The 16,575-nt window shown below is 34.2% G+C and carries 13 protein-coding genes; 7 read left to right on the top strand and 6 right to left on the bottom strand.

The features are described 5' to 3' along the window. Positions 1 to 94: 94 nt before the first annotated feature. The 3 genes from Q4493_RS00945 (at position 95) to Q4493_RS00935 (ending at position 4,585) form a co-directional block, all read left to right on the top strand. Positions 95 to 2,089, top strand: coding sequence for a secretin N-terminal domain-containing protein (locus tag Q4493_RS00945; protein ID WP_303448686.1), 1,995 nt, complete (start codon positions 95 to 97; stop codon positions 2,087 to 2,089). A gap of 433 nt (positions 2,090 to 2,522) precedes the next feature. Beyond that, positions 2,523 to 3,923, top strand: coding sequence for a hypothetical protein (locus tag Q4493_RS00940; protein WP_303448684.1), 1,401 nt, complete (start codon positions 2,523 to 2,525; stop codon positions 3,921 to 3,923). A gap of 104 nt (positions 3,924 to 4,027) precedes the next feature. After that, positions 4,028 to 4,585, top strand: a complete 558-nt coding sequence (locus Q4493_RS00935) for a hypothetical protein (protein ID WP_303448683.1) — start codon at positions 4,028 to 4,030, stop codon at positions 4,583 to 4,585. Between the two features lie 26 nt (positions 4,586 to 4,611). On the opposite strand, the gene Q4493_RS00930 is transcribed toward Q4493_RS00935, so the two are convergent. The 3 genes from Q4493_RS00930 to Q4493_RS00920 form a co-directional block, all read right to left on the bottom strand. Further along, positions 4,612 to 5,523 carry a sulfotransferase family 2 domain-containing protein gene (locus tag Q4493_RS00930; RefSeq protein ID WP_303448682.1) on the bottom strand — a complete coding sequence of 304 codons (912 nt, stop codon included), beginning with the start codon at positions 5,521 to 5,523 and terminating at the stop codon, positions 4,612 to 4,614. Between the two features lie 13 nt (positions 5,524 to 5,536). Then, complete coding sequence (locus Q4493_RS00925; RefSeq protein ID WP_303448681.1) at positions 5,537 to 6,460, bottom strand: sulfotransferase domain-containing protein; 924 nt, start codon at positions 6,458 to 6,460, stop codon at positions 5,537 to 5,539. Between the two features lie 92 nt (positions 6,461 to 6,552). Continuing rightward, complete coding sequence (locus Q4493_RS00920; RefSeq protein ID WP_303448679.1) at positions 6,553 to 7,881, bottom strand: flippase; 1,329 nt, start codon at positions 7,879 to 7,881, stop codon at positions 6,553 to 6,555. Between the two features lie 313 nt (positions 7,882 to 8,194). On the opposite strand from Q4493_RS00920, the gene Q4493_RS00915 reads away from it, so the two are divergent. Together Q4493_RS00915 and Q4493_RS00910 are read left to right on the top strand one after the other, a co-directional pair. After that, a complete protein-coding gene (locus Q4493_RS00915; protein WP_303448677.1) occupies positions 8,195 to 9,193 on the top strand; it encodes a nitroreductase family protein in 999 nt (332 codons plus the stop codon). Next, the gene (locus Q4493_RS00910) at positions 9,193 to 10,341 is read left to right on the top strand and encodes a polysaccharide pyruvyl transferase family protein (RefSeq protein WP_303448676.1); all 1,149 of its coding nucleotides are present in this window, start codon (positions 9,193 to 9,195) and stop codon (positions 10,339 to 10,341) included. The genes Q4493_RS00915 and Q4493_RS00910 overlap by 1 nt, the downstream gene beginning before the upstream one ends. A gap of 98 nt (positions 10,342 to 10,439) precedes the next feature. Here Q4493_RS00910 and Q4493_RS00905 read toward each other — a convergent pair whose 3' ends face one another. The 3 genes from Q4493_RS00905 to Q4493_RS00895 form a co-directional block, all read right to left on the bottom strand. Beyond that, positions 10,440 to 11,369, bottom strand: a complete 930-nt coding sequence (locus Q4493_RS00905; protein WP_303448674.1) for a Wzz/FepE/Etk N-terminal domain-containing protein — start codon at positions 11,367 to 11,369, stop codon at positions 10,440 to 10,442. A 131-nt stretch (positions 11,370 to 11,500) separates the two neighbouring features. Continuing rightward, positions 11,501 to 12,253, bottom strand: a complete 753-nt coding sequence (locus Q4493_RS00900; protein WP_303448672.1) for a WecB/TagA/CpsF family glycosyltransferase — start codon at positions 12,251 to 12,253, stop codon at positions 11,501 to 11,503. After that, positions 12,250 to 13,554, bottom strand: a complete 1,305-nt coding sequence (locus Q4493_RS00895) for an O-antigen ligase family protein (protein WP_303448671.1) — start codon at positions 13,552 to 13,554, stop codon at positions 12,250 to 12,252. The genes Q4493_RS00900 and Q4493_RS00895 overlap by 4 nt, the downstream gene beginning before the upstream one ends. 575 nt (positions 13,555 to 14,129) lie before the next feature. Here Q4493_RS00895 and Q4493_RS00890 point away from each other — a divergent pair. Together Q4493_RS00890 and Q4493_RS00885 are read left to right on the top strand one after the other, a co-directional pair. Then, a complete protein-coding gene (locus Q4493_RS00890; RefSeq protein ID WP_303448670.1) occupies positions 14,130 to 15,278 on the top strand; it encodes a CDP-glycerol glycerophosphotransferase family protein in 1,149 nt (382 codons plus the stop codon). 55 nt (positions 15,279 to 15,333) lie between these two features. After that, positions 15,334 to 16,437, top strand: a complete 1,104-nt coding sequence (locus Q4493_RS00885) for a glycosyltransferase (protein WP_303448668.1) — start codon at positions 15,334 to 15,336, stop codon at positions 16,435 to 16,437. Positions 16,438 to 16,575 lie beyond the last annotated feature (138 nt).

The following is a 16,575-nucleotide window of genomic DNA, read 5'->3' as shown; positions in this document are numbered from 1 at the left end:
TAAGCAACAATTTTTCATAAATAAACGTATAGTCAAGCGGACTTTTTTATCAGTAATTATTCCTATACTAATTGTAGGTTGTAGTAATACAGTTATGTCACCGAACAGTACTGTCGAAGCTAAAAAGGTTTCATTAAAAAATTCTTATCTCAATAATAAAGAAAGAAAAAACAACACCCAAGATGAGCAAGTTGTAACAAGCTTGAATGAGTCTTCAGAGTTTACAAGAATCAATAAGTTAGATGAACAAAGGCAACAATTACAACTAAATATCGATTTGTCAAACCAGTTTGATAACAAAGAAAATTTCCAAGTATCAGTAAATGAACTACCGCTGGCTGATTTTTTACATTATGTTTTCGGTGATTTATTAAATGTATCCTATATTCTTGAGTCTAAAATTAAAGATAATAAAACTCCAATTACATTAGCTCTAAAAGAAAAAGTCTCAGCACGTCGCCTTTTTCAACTTGTTCAACAAGTACTTGAACAGCATAAAACAGGGGTTGCTTTAAATGATGACATATTTTTTATACATTCGTTAAGCCCTCAGAATGATAAATCAAATATGGCGTTTGGTTTTGGAGCTAAAGCAAAAGATGTTCCTAATGTATCAAGTGACATTATTCAACTAGTACCTGTTAAATATGGTACATCTACAGGATTAAGAAGCACTATTGCTTCATTAGTTAATGCCAATGTTGCAATAGACCCAGCACAAGGTTTAGTGACCTTAAATGGAAAGAGAGAACAAATATTACGTGCTTTATCATTAATCGAACTCCTCGATAGCCAGTCAATTCATAATAAAGCAATGGCATTATTAGGTTTTGAATATATTGACTCAGACACATTTGTTGAAAAAATTACTCAATTATTAGCTAAAGAAGGAGTTTCTGTAGGTGGTGCTCGAGGAATTTCCTCTAGTGTTGACTTTATTCAGTTAGAGCATTTAGGTAAAGTTGTTGTGTTTGCCTCAGCTGATGAAATTATTGATAGAGTAGAATACTGGACAAAGCAACTTGATAAACCAGCAACAGGGTCAGAGCAAAGCTTTTATCTTTACCACCCTAAGTACGCTAGAGCTTCTGATTTAGGACAAAGCTTAGCGCCGTTATTAAAAAGTGATTATGTGCCTAACCGAAAAAGCACTAACGCTACACAAGGAACTAACAGCACTGCTAATAATAACCAAGCTGCTACTAATGCCAACACTGTAGAAACAATAGAAGGTGATCATTTACGTTTAGTCGTTGATGAAAGAGCTAATGCCTTAATTTTTTATTCTACAGGAAAACATTATAAAGAATTGCAACCGATTATTCGTAAATTAGATGTAATGCCTAAGCAAGTTATGTTAGAGGTGGTTATTGCTGAAGTTAAATTAACTGGCTCTTTTGCAAAAGGGGTTGAGTATGCAATATCAAGTGGTGATAACAGTAGTAACACTGAAAACTTTAATTTTAGTAGCAAAAATGGCTTTAGTTACTCAATTGTAGGGTTAGATAGTAATATTAGTGTTAATTTAAAACAAAGTAATGGTTTAATTAACGTATTGTCACGACCTACTATATTAGTGCGTGACGGTGTGCCAGCTTCAATTAGCGTTGGTGATGATATTCCAACGGTCGGCAGCACAACTTCGGATCCTATCAATGGTGAACGTCAAACCACAACTATTCAATACCGTAAAACAGGCATTGATTTAGTTGTAACACCAACGGTGAATGCACAAGGCACTGTTATCATGTCTATTGAACAAAATATTTCGAATGTATCTCCAGACGGTATTGATATCAGTGGCTCTCCTTCTATTTTTGAACGCAAATTATCTACTGAAGTGGTTGCTGGTGATGGACAAACAGTCATGCTTGGTGGTTTGATAAGTGAAAATAAAAGTACTAGTGCTACTTCTATTCCATTTTTTGGTTCTTTACCTTTATTAGGTCATTTATTTAGGTCTGATTCTGACAGTACTGATAAAACGGAATTAGTTATTTTAGTAACCCCAAAAATAGTTTCAAATATTGATGATTGGAGTAGAATTCAAGAAAGCTTTAAAGAAGGTTTAAAACACATTACATTTTAATTTATTTAAAAAGTAATGATCTTTGATAAATTATTTAAATAAAACAATTATTAGTACTTGAAAATCAAAAAAATACAGGTTAGTTTTAGCCAAGTTTATTTTTACAGTTATATTTTTTGGGTGTTACCCAAGAAAAACAATAATAAATGAATTCTTATAAAGTTTTTATAAGACTCTAATTATTTTTTGATATAAAATAAGCTTCAAATAAGTTAAATAAAGCTCAAAAGAGTAGTAAATAGCCTTGTTGATGTATTAATTGGTTGTAAAATCAACAAATATAGTAAAATAAAACCTATTTACTTGACATCAGGTGAGCTTTATCATTAAATTTGCATTGGTTTGGCTAGGCGCCTAGCCAAGCAAGAAAAAATATTGGCACATTGACTCATTATTGGTGTGCTGGTTTCATGAAACTAGGAGAAAGAAAATAATGAATTTATTCAAAAAAGCTTTGGTAGCTTCAGCAATTACTGCTGTATGTGCTACTTCACAAGCCGCTGATTTGACAGATGCAGTAACTAAGCATTCTGCACAAGGCCTTGAAGTTGCAGCTGGTGCTGCAGCAACTAGTTCTTTACGTGTTATTGTACGTGAGCAACTAGAAGCAGGCGATCAAATTACTTTAGTATTTGGTAAAGGTGTTACTGGTATAGCTTCTGTTGCTGTAGATGGTAATGGTGATGCAACCACAACTGGTGCTGATACTCAGTTAGGTTTGGTTTATGGTTCTGGTACATATAAATTACGTCCAGTTTCAGTAACTACCACTTCAGGTGTAACAACTGTTATAGTTGAAGTTGCGACTGGTGACCCGGTAACTAAAGACTCTTCATTTGAAGTTCAAGTTCGTGGTGCAGACTTTGATAAAACTAAAGCATCAGAAACGACTGTTACTTACTCAGCTAAATCAGGTTTAACTGGTGATGCTAAAGATACAACTGGTGATAACACAGGTTTGTTAATTGTTACAGCTGATCAATACACTGCATCGGTTAAAACTAAGTTAAATGGTGTTATTGAGCGTGAAGCTCAAAAAACATTTATCTCTGGTGGTAATGCAGCAAACAGTGATGATGATTCTTTAGTTATTACTCTTGGTGATGATCAAACTTTAGCTTCTGCTGCAAATGATACTTTAGTTCAAGCTACAGTTACAGTAGCTGGTGACTTCTCAGCAGCAACGTTGACTGGTGGTACTGCTCCAGTATTAACATCTGATTCAGCTGATGATGTAATTGGTGCCGTTGCTGTTGCAGCTGACAAAAAATCTATTAGCTTTACAGTAACGGATACTGCTGTTGCTGATGGTATTGCTGGTGAGCTGACTTTAGTGTTAGATAACGATGCTGGTGTTATTAAAGCTTCAGAATTTACTGCATCTGTTTCTGTTGATGCTGATACTGGTTCAGCAACCAATACTAAGCAATTAGCTATGGATACTGATGCAGCTGGTGAGTGGGAAGTTGATGCAACAATCATCACTATTCCTTATTTACCTGTTGGTTATGAAGGTACTTCATCTTCTGTTCACTTCTCAAACACTTCGTCTTCAGCGGTTGATGTAATTGTTTCAGCAGTAACTACTGTAGATTCTGAAGGTGCTTCAGTTACTTATCCAGCAATGGATTTAGGTATGGATTTACCAGCTAACTCTGTTACTAAAGTTTCTCAAGGTATGCTAAAAACTTTATTTGGCATCGAAGGTTCTGCTAAGTTAAGTGTTACATTCAATGTTGATGCTGATAATAAAGATGTAACTGCTTATGCATTTACTACTGATGATTCAGGTCGTACTGAGATTTCTAACACAGCTCAAAAAGGTATTAAATAATCTTTAGATTATCTTAACCTTGTAAAAGCCTAGCATTTGCTAGGCTTTTTTGTGTCTAAAATTTGATATAAAATTATTCAAGTAATCATTAAAGGTATTAAGTTTTGAAAAGCAGTATATTAATAATACTTATTTTATTATCGTGGGTTAACATCTCAACAGCGAAAGCTAATAACTGTAATATTAAATTAGCGTTAAAAGAGCCAATCATTAAAAAAGTGCAGAACATTAACTTATCGTCACAAGTCTCTTTAGATTTAGAGCAATTCCTATCATACGGCAACTTTGATATTTACCGGATTGCAACAAACGTTATTTGCCAAAAATTATCCGGTACTAAATACACAGGGAAAATAGACGAGTGGCAAAAATTCTTTGACTCAGCTTTAAATGGTTTGTTAAAAGAAAAATATAAAGAAATTAAATTCACTTTGGTTGGAAATGATGATGCAGTATTTAAAGGAAGAAATATATCTAAAGAATATATATTTCACGGTGATAAAGATGGTAATGAACAAGTCATATATAACATAGCGGTAATGTCTGAAAATAAGCAAAGTTTGTTTACACTTTCGGTGAGTGGAAATATTGCAGCGGAAAAAGAAATATTGAGTGAATATAAACGACTAGTGAATTCAATGGATTTTAACACTACTAAGTAACTATTTTAACGCCTTGAAATTGAAACTTATTGATTATAAGCCTTTTTAGCTTTTTGATATGTATCAAGTTCTTCAGAACAGAGCTTATTTAATATTTTTGTTACTTTCTCTTGTGCAAAATATTCGACTAGGCTCTTTCGTGTAAATTCAGCATCACTATTTTCTAACCCTTTAGTGGTGTTGTGCTTGCCTATTTGAAAAGACTTATCTGCTACTCTGTTAAGTCGTTGCTCAAAGCTTGGCATATCATCTAGTGTGCCAACCACACTAAACTTAGATAAATTCTCAAGCACTTCATTTTGCATAGATTTAGCATCTTTTTCATCTTTTGGATAACGACCCGTTAAAAACATGGTCATGGTATTCGCCATATGCCAGCCTCTACGGCTATTTAATATTTGATCTGCCTCTAGCCATAATTCATCTTTAGTCATAGGCTTAGTAGCAATACTAGGTGGCATGATGGCGAAAGTATTGGTGAGCTTGTTGAAAATATAGTTGGATATTAAACGGTCAACGGGATCACGCAATATCGTTACAAAATGGTAACTATCGGAGAATTCTTCAAGAATTTTACCTGTGACATTGAAATGTCCGCTAACATACTGCCAATTCAAGTTTAAATGATAAATCAAAATATCTTGGATTTGCTTAGCATGAAATTCACTGAAATCGCACTTGTCTGCTAAAGTGACAATTTCTTTTTCAAAATTAAATAAACTGGTGTCAATTAACGGTGTACGTTTTATTTTTCTTTCGCCAGGTAAGGCTAATTGCTCTCTTAATGCTCTATCTACTGACACTCCACCGCACTTAGGAATATGAACAAATACCACAGGTTTTTGTGACGTATTATTTGGATTAATACGGTGGATAGAAAATTCATAACCAAGCCGTTGTGTGAGATAATTTATCATCGTTGAAAGCGTTTTTTTCATGGGGTGACGTTACCTAATCTATCCATTTTATGAGTGAGCAATTGACCACATATGCACTCGTTATATCTGTATTATTTTGTTTATTGGTATCAGCTATTGCTTGCGAATATGCCTTCATTACTTCAATGTAATTATCTTCATCTGCTTTTTTAACTTTAACATAAGCGACTGACTCTTTATTTCTTTGTAAGCTAAATTCTCCAACTGCAGCATTTGAATCAGCAGATAAACTTTGTGTTATTTTGTTTTTTATCGTTTCATTATAATGAATATTTAACTGTTTGAAGAGTTGTTCAAAACTATTCTGTGGTGCTTTACATAAATCTTCATATCTAATTATTATGCTTTGTAAGTCGAGTGTTACCTTACTTTTTGCTTCTATCCAACCCTGTAAATAACCCATTTGAAAATAAAAGTTTTCATTGAGTATCGTAGGACACAAGGTTTGTATTAACTGCAACTCCGACATTTGAAATTTGCTGGTAAATAAATCAGTTTTTTTCCAATGCAAAGCACTGTAGCTTTTCGCGATTGAATAAGGGTGGCGAAGTAAATAAATGATTTTGTTTTCAGTTTTTTGGAATTCATTAATCACCAAAGGGTTCACTTCTTTGATTATTAATGTTTTTCCTTTGTTGCTTTTCTTCCATTTTTTGGGATAAGCATAAATAGAAGATAGTTTTGGTGCATTCCCTTTTAAAGCATTATTTATGTGACAATAATATTGGTTATGATCTGTTGTTATTTCAGGATCAAAAACCGACACTCTAACACGTTTTTCTAATAAATAAGGCGTCGTTACAGGTTCACGTAAATATAAGGTTTCATCAGCTGCGCCAAGTATAGAGCCTATCCAACTTGAGCCGCTTCGAGGGAAAGAAATAACGATTATTGTACGTTCAATATTTATATTTTTATTTGAAAATAACAATGCCAATTTGGGAGCTTTTAAAAATAACTGGAGTCTTTGAAGCCACAATTTAAATATGGTTGGTAACTGTCTATATAATATTCGTTTCAGTTTTTCACTCATATTAACTGGCTCGGTTTTTGCGAGTTTTTAATTAGTTTAATGGAAGATCTTAACTTAAAAGTTTGAACAAATGTTGCTTGTAACATTATAAAAGCAAAAGGGCGTGTCGCTTTTGAAAAAAACAAACTAATAAAACTCGCAAAGACATATGAAATTAACGTTGCCCATGCAGCACCAATGCCTCCCCATTTAGGAATAAAGTATATATTGAGTATGACATTACTAATTGCGCCAACACCATGGGTGAGCAAACTGTATTTATACAGTCCTTTTATAATTAACCATTTGCTGAAAATAGCTCTTTGAAAAATAAAAAGTGTGGCGAAAATATGAATATTTAAAATAGCAGCACTCTTAATAAACTCTTCGCCATAAATCCAGAGTAAGACAATTGGAGAAAGTACGTATGTGAGTATGCTAATAATAACTGCACTGACAATTAGTACCGCTAATATTGATTGTAAAAATAGAGTGAAGTCTTTATGGCTCTGTTTAAATTTATCGTGTAATTGTCGATTAAATGCATTGGCAATTAATACGGGAAATACATACCAAAATTCAGATAACCTTGCCGCTGCAGCATAAATTCCAACTTCTTTATTATTATAATATTGACCAAGCATGACCTGATCTATTTTCAAATATATCACTGCGGCAATACCAGATAATAGTAACCATTTTCCTCGATGAAAAAGTGCAAAAATAGCATGCGAATTCACTTGCTTTTTTAGTATTAAATGCGCATTTTTTACTCGGTAAAACCATAAGTAACTGAGGGCAATAAATGCATATGCTCCACCATGAACTTTTATTAATAATGTGATGTCAGCACCGTTAAAAATAACAATAATTTTTAATAAACTCGATAGCATTAAAATAAACAGTCTTATTTTTAATGTTGTATTAACAAGATTGTTTGCTAAAAAATAATATTCAATAACATAAAGGAATTGGAAACTTTGTAGTATTAATAACTGAATTGTCAGGCTATTAGCGCTATTGTTTTCATTAAAATTCAGAACACAAAACAGGCCTAGTAGTACAGATAATAAAGCACCGAAAGCTCTAATTATTAGTGCTGATTTAACATAATGATGGCTATTTATTGGATATTTAATTACATACTTACTGGTGATGTTGTTTAACCCCATCATACATAATGGCGCAAACAAACCAGCGAAAGACAGGATGTAAGCGTATTCTCCAAATAGTTGAGGCCCAGCAATGCGCGCTAAAAAAACGCCGGTAATAAACGCAATGCCTATAGTGAGTGTTTTTTCTAAAATAAGTAGTGCGCTGTTTTTAATACTTGCTGATACAGCCATGGATAAGCTTAGTAATGAATATTATGGGAAGATTATATAACAATAATGAGCAATGAAAATATAGTTTTTCTTTAATTAATCAATGGATACAAGTAAATATCTAGCTGTTTAAATGGGGATTCGATAGAATAGAATAAATTTTTCCAGTTCTGTTCTTTGTTGTTTAATAGCCTTATGCATACCTGTAACAAGGCGTTATTAAAACTACTGACTAAATTAAAAAACGATAATAATTTAAAATATAATGAAATCTCAACTTAGAAAGATACTGCCTAATAAAATTATCAATCAGATAACCAACATGCGTTTTCGAATGAAAAGTATTTTATCTCGTTATATGGCGAAAAATCGTTTTACGAGCGCTTTGTATTACTTTATTTTCGATTTTCAATATCATAGAGAACAACAAGCTACCTTAGCGGGAAAAAATACTTATCAAGCTAATGAAGGTGTGTTTGAAAAAAGCAGTGCATTATTACGCCGGAACACTCACCGCCTTGAAAAAGGTTTAATTATGGTGCCACGAAAACCAATATTTGCTGAGAGTTATATTATTGAAACGGTAAATTGCTTATCTCAATGTTTACATCTAAATACTATTGAACCAGCTGAATTGAAATGGGCACAAGATGTACTTGAAAAGTATTTTAAATCTGTCGATCATTGCTCCGTTATTAAACAAGCAAATGAACTTTTTGAAAAATTACCATTAGTCGATAGTCAGTCGAGTATTCAATCTATACCTTATTTGTATTCAGAGAGAATCATTTCAAATATCGACAGCAAGGCTTTACATCAATTATTCAAACAGCGGCGTTCTACTCGTTGGTTTGACAACAAGCCGGTTGATATTCAAGTAATTAAACAAGCAGTAGAAATGGCCTCTCAAGCACCCAGTGCGTGTAATAGACAACCTTTTCAGTTTTATACCATTACTGATGCTAAAAAAGCGTCAAAAATAGCGGCTATTCCTATGGGAACCAAAGGGTTTGCTGAAAATATTCAAGCCTTACTCGTGATCGTGGGAGACTTAAGTGCCTATCCTAAAGAGCGGGATAGGCATGTTATCTATATTGATGGTGGTTTAGTTGCAATGCAATTAATGCTCGCGTTTGAATCGTTAGGGTTATCGACTTGTCCAATTAATTGGCCTGATATTGAGCTTTATGAAAAACAAATGGATAAAGCTCTTTCTCTAGAAAAACATCAACGACCAATCATGTTAATGGCCGTGGGGTATGGAGAAAAAGATGGTGGCATTCCCTTTTCTCAGAAAAAAAGTGCAGAGCAATTAATTAAGGAAATAAGTTAGTGTTAATTGAAATTAAAGGCGTTCAATTTGTTAATAAAGGCGCTGAATTAATGCTAATGGCAATGGTTGAAAAAATTCACCAACTATGGCCAGAGGCAGAAGTTTGTCTATTACCTAGAATAAATTCACCCTATAAAAATCGAGCTAAACTTGGGACATATCAAAAGTTAAATTTAAGAAAGGGGACAATAGATCTCAATAAACTATCTTATTTTTTACCTATAAAAATGCGCCAATATTTAAAAAGAGCATGGGGGATAGTGACTGAAGTTGACGTAGATGTAATATTAGATGCTTCAGGTTTTAGTTATGGTGATCAATGGAGTGATACTGCTTTAATCCAAGCAGCTAAAGAGGCAAAACGCTTAAATAATAACAGTAAAAAATATGTTTTTATGCCGCAAGCACTTGGACCGTTCACCAGTAATAACAATCAAAAGTGGTCTAAGATTGCATTTGAAAATGCTCAATTAATTTTCGCTCGCGATGACGTATCTTTTCAAGCAACACAAAAGGTAACGTCAAATAGTAACCTTTTTATTTCGCCTGATTTTACTAATTTGCTATCTCCTCATTTGCACAACGATTATGCCGATTTAAAAGGCAGAGTTGCCGTTATACCAAACAGTAAAATGTTGAGCCAGCAGAACAAAAATAAGGTATGGCGAGAGAATTACCTTAATGTGTTAACCAATATTATTGAGTTGTTAACGAAACAAGGTAAACATGTTTTCTTATTAAATCATGAAGGTAAAAGCGACGAAGCTATTTGTCATCAAATCAATCAGGCATTAAAAAAAGAATTACCAATCATTTCACCGGCAGATTCGTTGCAAGTAAAAGCGATTATTGGTCAATGCAGTTTAACTATTTGTTCAAGGTTTCATGGCTGTGTTAGCTCACTTTCGCAAGGGGTTCCTTGTATAACGACAAGTTGGAGCCATAAATACGAGCAATTATTTTCAGAATATGGTGTGAGTAACTTATTATTAGCTGCCACGATTGAGAAAGAAGAGTTAATTAGCCTCGTTAATTATGTTATTGAAGAACAAACAGAAATAAAGAATATTTTATTGCCAAATATCAGCAAATTCAAACAAGAAGCGAGTGATATGTGGAATAAAATATATAACAATATCACTGCTTAGGTTGAACGGCAGTCATTGTGATTAATTGATGGTAGGGCGAATCTTTAATATAGAAATACAGCACAAGTTAGATTGACTGTATTTCTATTCGCTTAATTCTATTTACTTTGACGGTTTTGAAGTAATACCATAAATACCGATAACATACCCCCAAGTATCGTACCTAAGATAACAATAAGACCACGATTAGGTTTCGCTCTTTCCTCAGGCACTTGAGGTGGATCTATAGTTTTTAAAACATATTCAGGCTTAACACTAATGAGCATCATGTTTTTGGTTTGCTCTTCAATCAATTGATAGAAGACGGTTTCCATTGCTTTAACTTTTATGCCACTTAATTCTTTGTTTAAATAATTAATTGACGCTTGGGCTTCTTCAAAGTCTTGCTTACTCATAAATGCGTTCAAATCAGCGATTAACCATTCAAGCCATTGTTGAGCTAGTTTAGGAGAGTAGTATTCAATATCGATTACGATAGTTGCCGCTTTTTTATCGTAGTCAATATAGAGAATATCTGAAAATTCTCTATAAGCTTCCCATAGTGATGGTTTAGGGGTTTTAGGCGCTTTAACATCTCTTAACCACTTGTTATTCGCTTGATCGTATATATCACCATCTAATATTAGTTCGTCAGTTGTGTCATCCCAATGGCTCGCAGCCATAAGAGGCACTAATAAATTATGCTTTGAAATGAAACTCTCTAAAAAAGAACGAGATTTAATGATCTCTAATGCCAAGGTTGTTTTATCGCTACCGCCTGAGCCTAAGTTAATCCCTGCCATACTCGCTAAACCACCAAATTTCCCCGCTAATGATGCTAAGCCACCAACTCCTCCTTCGCTTGATACAGGAGTTAGGATCACAGAAGCTTTATAAATATTAGGCTTTGACAAGGCAAAAAATATCGCTGCGACTGAAAATACTATGGTCACGCCAATAATTGTTATTTTTCTTGCCCAGAGGATTCGCCATAATTCACTGAAATTTACTTCTTCATCTTGCATTATATTTTCTTCTTGTTTGATCACTTAATTTACGCCATTTATTAGTGAGTTTTAGGGGTAAAAACAAGGTTGTTTTATACCAATTTAATTTAATACAACAGATCTTGATAGAATTTAAATAGGAGTCGTATTTAATTTAGCATATCTTTTATCTGTTAGTTTTTACGAAATGTTAGCATCGCAATATGTTCATATAAGTAAGACATTAAAAATTTAGGATAATCTTTAATGACGCGCTGGCGAACATGTTTATGCATGACCATTCTTTGTAACCACCGCAAGCCACATTTTTTAATGAGAGGGTGATAATAATCGGGTTTAATTGAAGTTTGTGTTAAAAATCCACCGCAAGTAAACATTAACTTAACGCTTGGACAGCTCACTTTAGCTTCAATAATAAATTGATCTTGAATAGGGGTTCCCATTCCTACAATTAAGATACTTGCACCCGACTGTTCAATACGCTTATATGTTTCATGCTTATCTTGTTGATCATCAAAATATCCAGAGCGAACATAAGCAATTTCCAATGAGGGAAAGCTATCTTCAATATTTTCTTTGGCTTTAAGTACCTCAGAAGATGTACCACCAACCAAGGCTATTTTAAGCGCATTATTTTGAGCGTACTCAAATACTTCACCGGCAATGGAAGAGTAATCAAAACTCAGCCTAGCAACCTTTGATTTGGGATGAAAAATATTGTGAAGTCTTTGTAGCAGACTACCGTCAGAATAAAAATAATCTATACCATCAATAATTTCTGGCGACTTTATTAATACGTTATATGAAAATGGATTCACAAAAGATACTAATGTTTGCTTTTCGCTCTTAACAGAAGACAATATTAAAGGAAAATCTAAACAAATAGATATTTTATCATCTAACTTCTTCATGATGTTTTGTTTCAATTCACTTCCTTAACTTCAAGCCTTTCAACTTTAATCTTCTGTTGTTTTTTCTTTATTGCATGCAAGTTGATGACATAGCCAATAAAAAGATAATGTAACGGGAGTGTTTTAAACCTATCACTCATCGCTGAAGAAAAACCAAATGCAACAGGGATAGACAAAACCAAAAGTAAAGTAGCATATGAAAAAATGGATTCAAAGCTTCCTCTTTCATGAGTTTTTGCTGACGCTCTTAAAATGTTAACCATCCAAAATAGCAAGATAAAATATAATATTATGCCAATAGCGCCCCATTTCGCTAATTGATATCCATAAAGGCTTTCAATAACACTAATACGCTTTTTAAGCTCTATTCGGTTTGAACCACAACCAAAAGGAAAGCATTTATCAAAGTATTCTACAGCAAGTTCCATTTCAACAACACGGTGATTGGTTGATGAGTCTTTTTCTTCGCCACCAAACATACTCTCGATATAATCAAGCTTTAGCATATTCGATTTTTCAAATGTCAGGGAAATACTCGTAACGAAAGTAATAGAAACCACAATGATTAAAATAAGCGTTGCATTTACCGCCTTACTTTTTTTACCTCTACCGAGCAAATAGCTTAGGCCAAGCATGATAATAACAGTGCCAATTCCTCCTCTAGATAAGGTTAAAATTAAGGCAAGAAAGACAAGTCCGACAAACAGCCAATCTTTAATCTGAAATTCATTTTTAGCGTCAACCAATTTAAAATATTGATAATATATAAAAAATGAAAGATAGAACGCAAAATCTGATGGAAAACCATAAGTACCAGACCACCTAAAAAAGTGGAAAACTACAACGTCATCACTCATACGTCCTTTATATAGATCAGCAATGCCCCACAATGTTGGAAAATATACAAAAGCTGAAAACACAATTTGTATTACACAAGCGATAACAAAAAACTTCATGAGTCTTTTTAGTTGTTCACCTGTAAGTGGATATAAAAGGGGGATGGATAAATAGACTAAATAAACGATAGGACGAGTGAAATCTGTAACATCCATCCAACTTAAGTTAGTGGTAAAAACTAAGGTGGTAAAAATATAATACGATACGGTAACTAATACATAGCCTAGAAGAAAATACACCATTTTAGCTTCAGGCCTAGCGGGTTTTTTTATGAGTACTAAGGTTATAACAAATAGAAAAACGCTAATGTGAAGCAGTTTTTGCGCAGTACCAACCCCTCCTGGCAACCACGAAAGGGCAGGAAATAGTAAGAGGAAAGTCCAAAAAATATAATGTACTGATAAGTTATTTACTTTCAAAAGAAAAATACCTTAACAACAATAAAAGTCGCCAATGTTTTATATTCATTTAGAGAAAAGTGTAGCTATTTCGAGTTAAATTTTTGTGTTTTATCAATGTGTTTAACCTGATTATAAAAAGAACAAAAATCAACATATTTTGATTTTGGCAAACATTTTATATTGAACCACTTAAAAGCACAAAGTTAATTGCTTTATTTTACTGTTGTTATTTCTGAACAATAAAAAAATAGGAAGGGCTTTGAATTTGGCTTTTTACGTTAAAAGGTGAGCTAGCATATTCTCCTGCATTTTTAATTTATCAATTGGCTATAGAGTCACGGATAAATAAAGCGTATAGGCTTTTAATATTCCCTCTACAGAAGTAACGTTGATACTTTTAACAGTGACAAAAGCCAGTATCAATAAATTTCATTTTTTGATACCATCGCGCCCCAAATGGTGGCGCCATTTCTTAATAAATTTTTTTAGTTTGATACTGAACTTTGGTGAATTGTTTGAAAAATACACGTTTAAATCTAATGAAGAAACTAATAACGACTTTGCTTCTTCCTCTATTTTGTTTGCTTTATTTGTTGAGTAAAATTTTTCCTAGAAATAGTAAGGTTTGGGCTTTTGGTTCTGCTTATGGTTTTGAAGGAAACTCAAAGTATTTATATTGTTATACAGTCGAGCATTCGCCAAATATTCGGGCAATATGGATAGCTAGAAGCCGTAAAGAAAGTCGTCATATTTGTTCAAAAGGAGCCGAGGCTCATTATCGCTGGAGTTTACCGGGGATATGGCTAGCATTTCGAAGTAAATATTGGTTTTTTAACGTATGTTCATCTGATATAAATTATGTTGCTTCTGCAGGGGCGTCGTTGGTCAATCTCTGGCATGGAGTACCACTCAAAAAAATTCACTTCGATGTTGAGTCTCACGCTAACCGTTATAAGACGTTATCATTTAGGTTGCGAAAAGTATTTTTATATACGCCTGATGATGAAATATATGACAACTTAGTTTCTACTTCTAAATATATAAGCGATATGTCGTTTAGTAGTGCACTGCGTGTTCCTGCCGAGCAATGTTTAAACTTAGGTTACCCTAGGTTAGATCCTTTTTTCTGGGATCAAGATTATAGTGCTAAATGGCTTAAACGTTGGTCATCTGTCTATGAACAAAAATTCATTAATAAAATTAAAACATACGATAAAGCATTTATTTTTATGCCAACATGGCGTGATCATGCACCGCACTTTATAAAAGAACAAAATTGGGATTTTATAGGCTTGGATAAAAAACTTGCGAAAAATAATACGCTTTTAATGCTAAAACTTCACCCGTTAACGCCCTTGTCTTTAGTGAACAGCGTTAAGCAATGTAGCAACATTGAATTACTCGATTCAAGCCAAGATGTTTATTGCATACTTCCTCATACTCACGGGTTAATAACCGACTATTCGTCAATCATGTTTGACTATGCTTTGTTGGATAGGCCCATTTGTTATTTCGCTCACGACCTAGATGACTATTTGGCTAAAAGCCGGGAGTTTTATATGTCTTTTGACGAAGTCGTCTATGGACCTGTGGTGACAACAATGGAACAAGTGGAAAGCTTTCTTTTGAACCCTGAAAATACCACAGATTTAAATGAAGCCAGACAACGCATAAAAGACTTATGCTTTGATTATCAAGACCATGATGCAAGTCAGCGGATTGTGATGCATTTCACGCAGTAGTTGGTAAAAAGATAGTTAAGTAACTTAAATTTGTATGGAACGAATGAGACATTAGATGATTGAAAACAAGAACGTCGCTATAGTAATCCCCAACCTTGGCCAAGGCGGAGTGGAACGATATGCCGTACAACTTGCAAAAGGAATGCAAGAAAATGGTAGTAATTGCACTATAATTACGTTTGAAAATTTGCCTGTAGCGCAGCAACTTTCTGGGGCGATAAAGATTCAACATGTATCTTGCTCGACTACTGGCCGTTTTCAATTTTTTAAATCAGCATTAAAGCTAAGACGATATCTCCAGCAACACCACTTTGATTTAATTATCTCGGGTAAAGAACAAGGAAATATTCTCACGTATTTGGCTCAACTGTTTAACAAGTCCTGTAATGCTTGGTTTGTGACAAGACACGTACCACTAGAACCTGGTCAATCTAAAGGTGACGTGCGTTGGTATACGAAAAAGCTGTACAAATATTTATATTACAAGGCCAATGCTTTTGTTGGCGTAACCGATGAAATAGCCGCACAGTTAAAACTCACTGTACCAAAATCGAAACAACATTGTGTAAGGGCAATTAAAAACCCGATTATCGATGCTGATATTTTTAGTTTTAGCGAGCGTACGCCAAGTAAACTGAATGGCTGGCCTGCCAATAGACGAGTGATATTAGGGGCTGGAAGACTTGCCGAGCAAAAAGGTTTCGACTTGCTCATCACGGCGTTTGAGAAAATAGCCGCAACCTTACCTGATGTAGACCTTGTACTGATTGGAGAAGGCGAAGATCGCGAATCATTGGAGGCGCTATGTGGTACGTTAGGCGTCAAAGATCGTGTGCATTTCTTTGGTTACACTGACAACCCTTGGTACTTTATGCGCCAAAGCTCGCTATTTGTATTGTCTTCAAGGTGGGAAGGGCTTTCTATTGTGTTACCCGAAGCTATCGCGCTCGGGCGACCTGTTGTTGCATTTGACTGTCCAACAGGCCCGAGAATGTTATTGGGTGATGACTCACCTGCGTTGGTCCCGTTCCCTGATACCGATGCGCTAGCCAATACCATGTTATTACAACTTAATTCGCCTTTCTGTCCGCTTGTTGATTTAAGTGAATTTCATACGAGCCAGTCAGCAAAAAACTATCTGAGCCTTCTAAAAGTATAAGTGCTAGCAATAACTGCTAACCTACGATTGATTATATTTTGAACGAAATTTAACCTCGAAAGGTCAACACGCCCTAGTTAATTGGTTTGAATAAAAATCTATTTTAATGATAGAATTCGCGAGTTTTATCAATGTACT

Origin of the sequence: Colwellia sp. 1_MG-2023 (genome assembly GCF_030546755.1) — a bacterium.
In the GTDB taxonomy this organism is placed as follows: Bacteria; Pseudomonadota; Gammaproteobacteria; order Enterobacterales; family Alteromonadaceae; genus Thalassotalea_H.
The sequence above is the reverse complement of the archived record's forward strand: the minus strand, read 5'-3'. Positions and strand labels throughout refer to the sequence as shown.

Excerpts from the sequence above, each read along its gene's own strand:
- Q4493_RS00945 (WP_303448686.1), top strand. The coding sequence starts at position 95 with ATGTCACCGAACAGTACTGTCGAAGCTAAAAAGGTTTCATTAAAAAAT.
- Q4493_RS00940 (WP_303448684.1), top strand. The coding sequence starts at position 2,523 with ATGAATTTATTCAAAAAAGCTTTGGTAGCTTCAGCAATTACTGCTGTA.
- Q4493_RS00930 (WP_303448682.1), bottom strand. The coding sequence starts at position 5,523 with ATGAAAAAAACGCTTTCAACGATGATAAATTATCTCACACAACGGCTT.
- Q4493_RS00920 (WP_303448679.1), bottom strand. The coding sequence starts at position 7,881 with ATGGCTGTATCAGCAAGTATTAAAAACAGCGCACTACTTATTTTAGAA.
- Q4493_RS00915 (WP_303448677.1), top strand. The coding sequence starts at position 8,195 with ATGAAAAGTATTTTATCTCGTTATATGGCGAAAAATCGTTTTACGAGC.
- Q4493_RS00885 (WP_303448668.1), top strand. The coding sequence starts at position 15,334 with ATGATTGAAAACAAGAACGTCGCTATAGTAATCCCCAACCTTGGCCAA.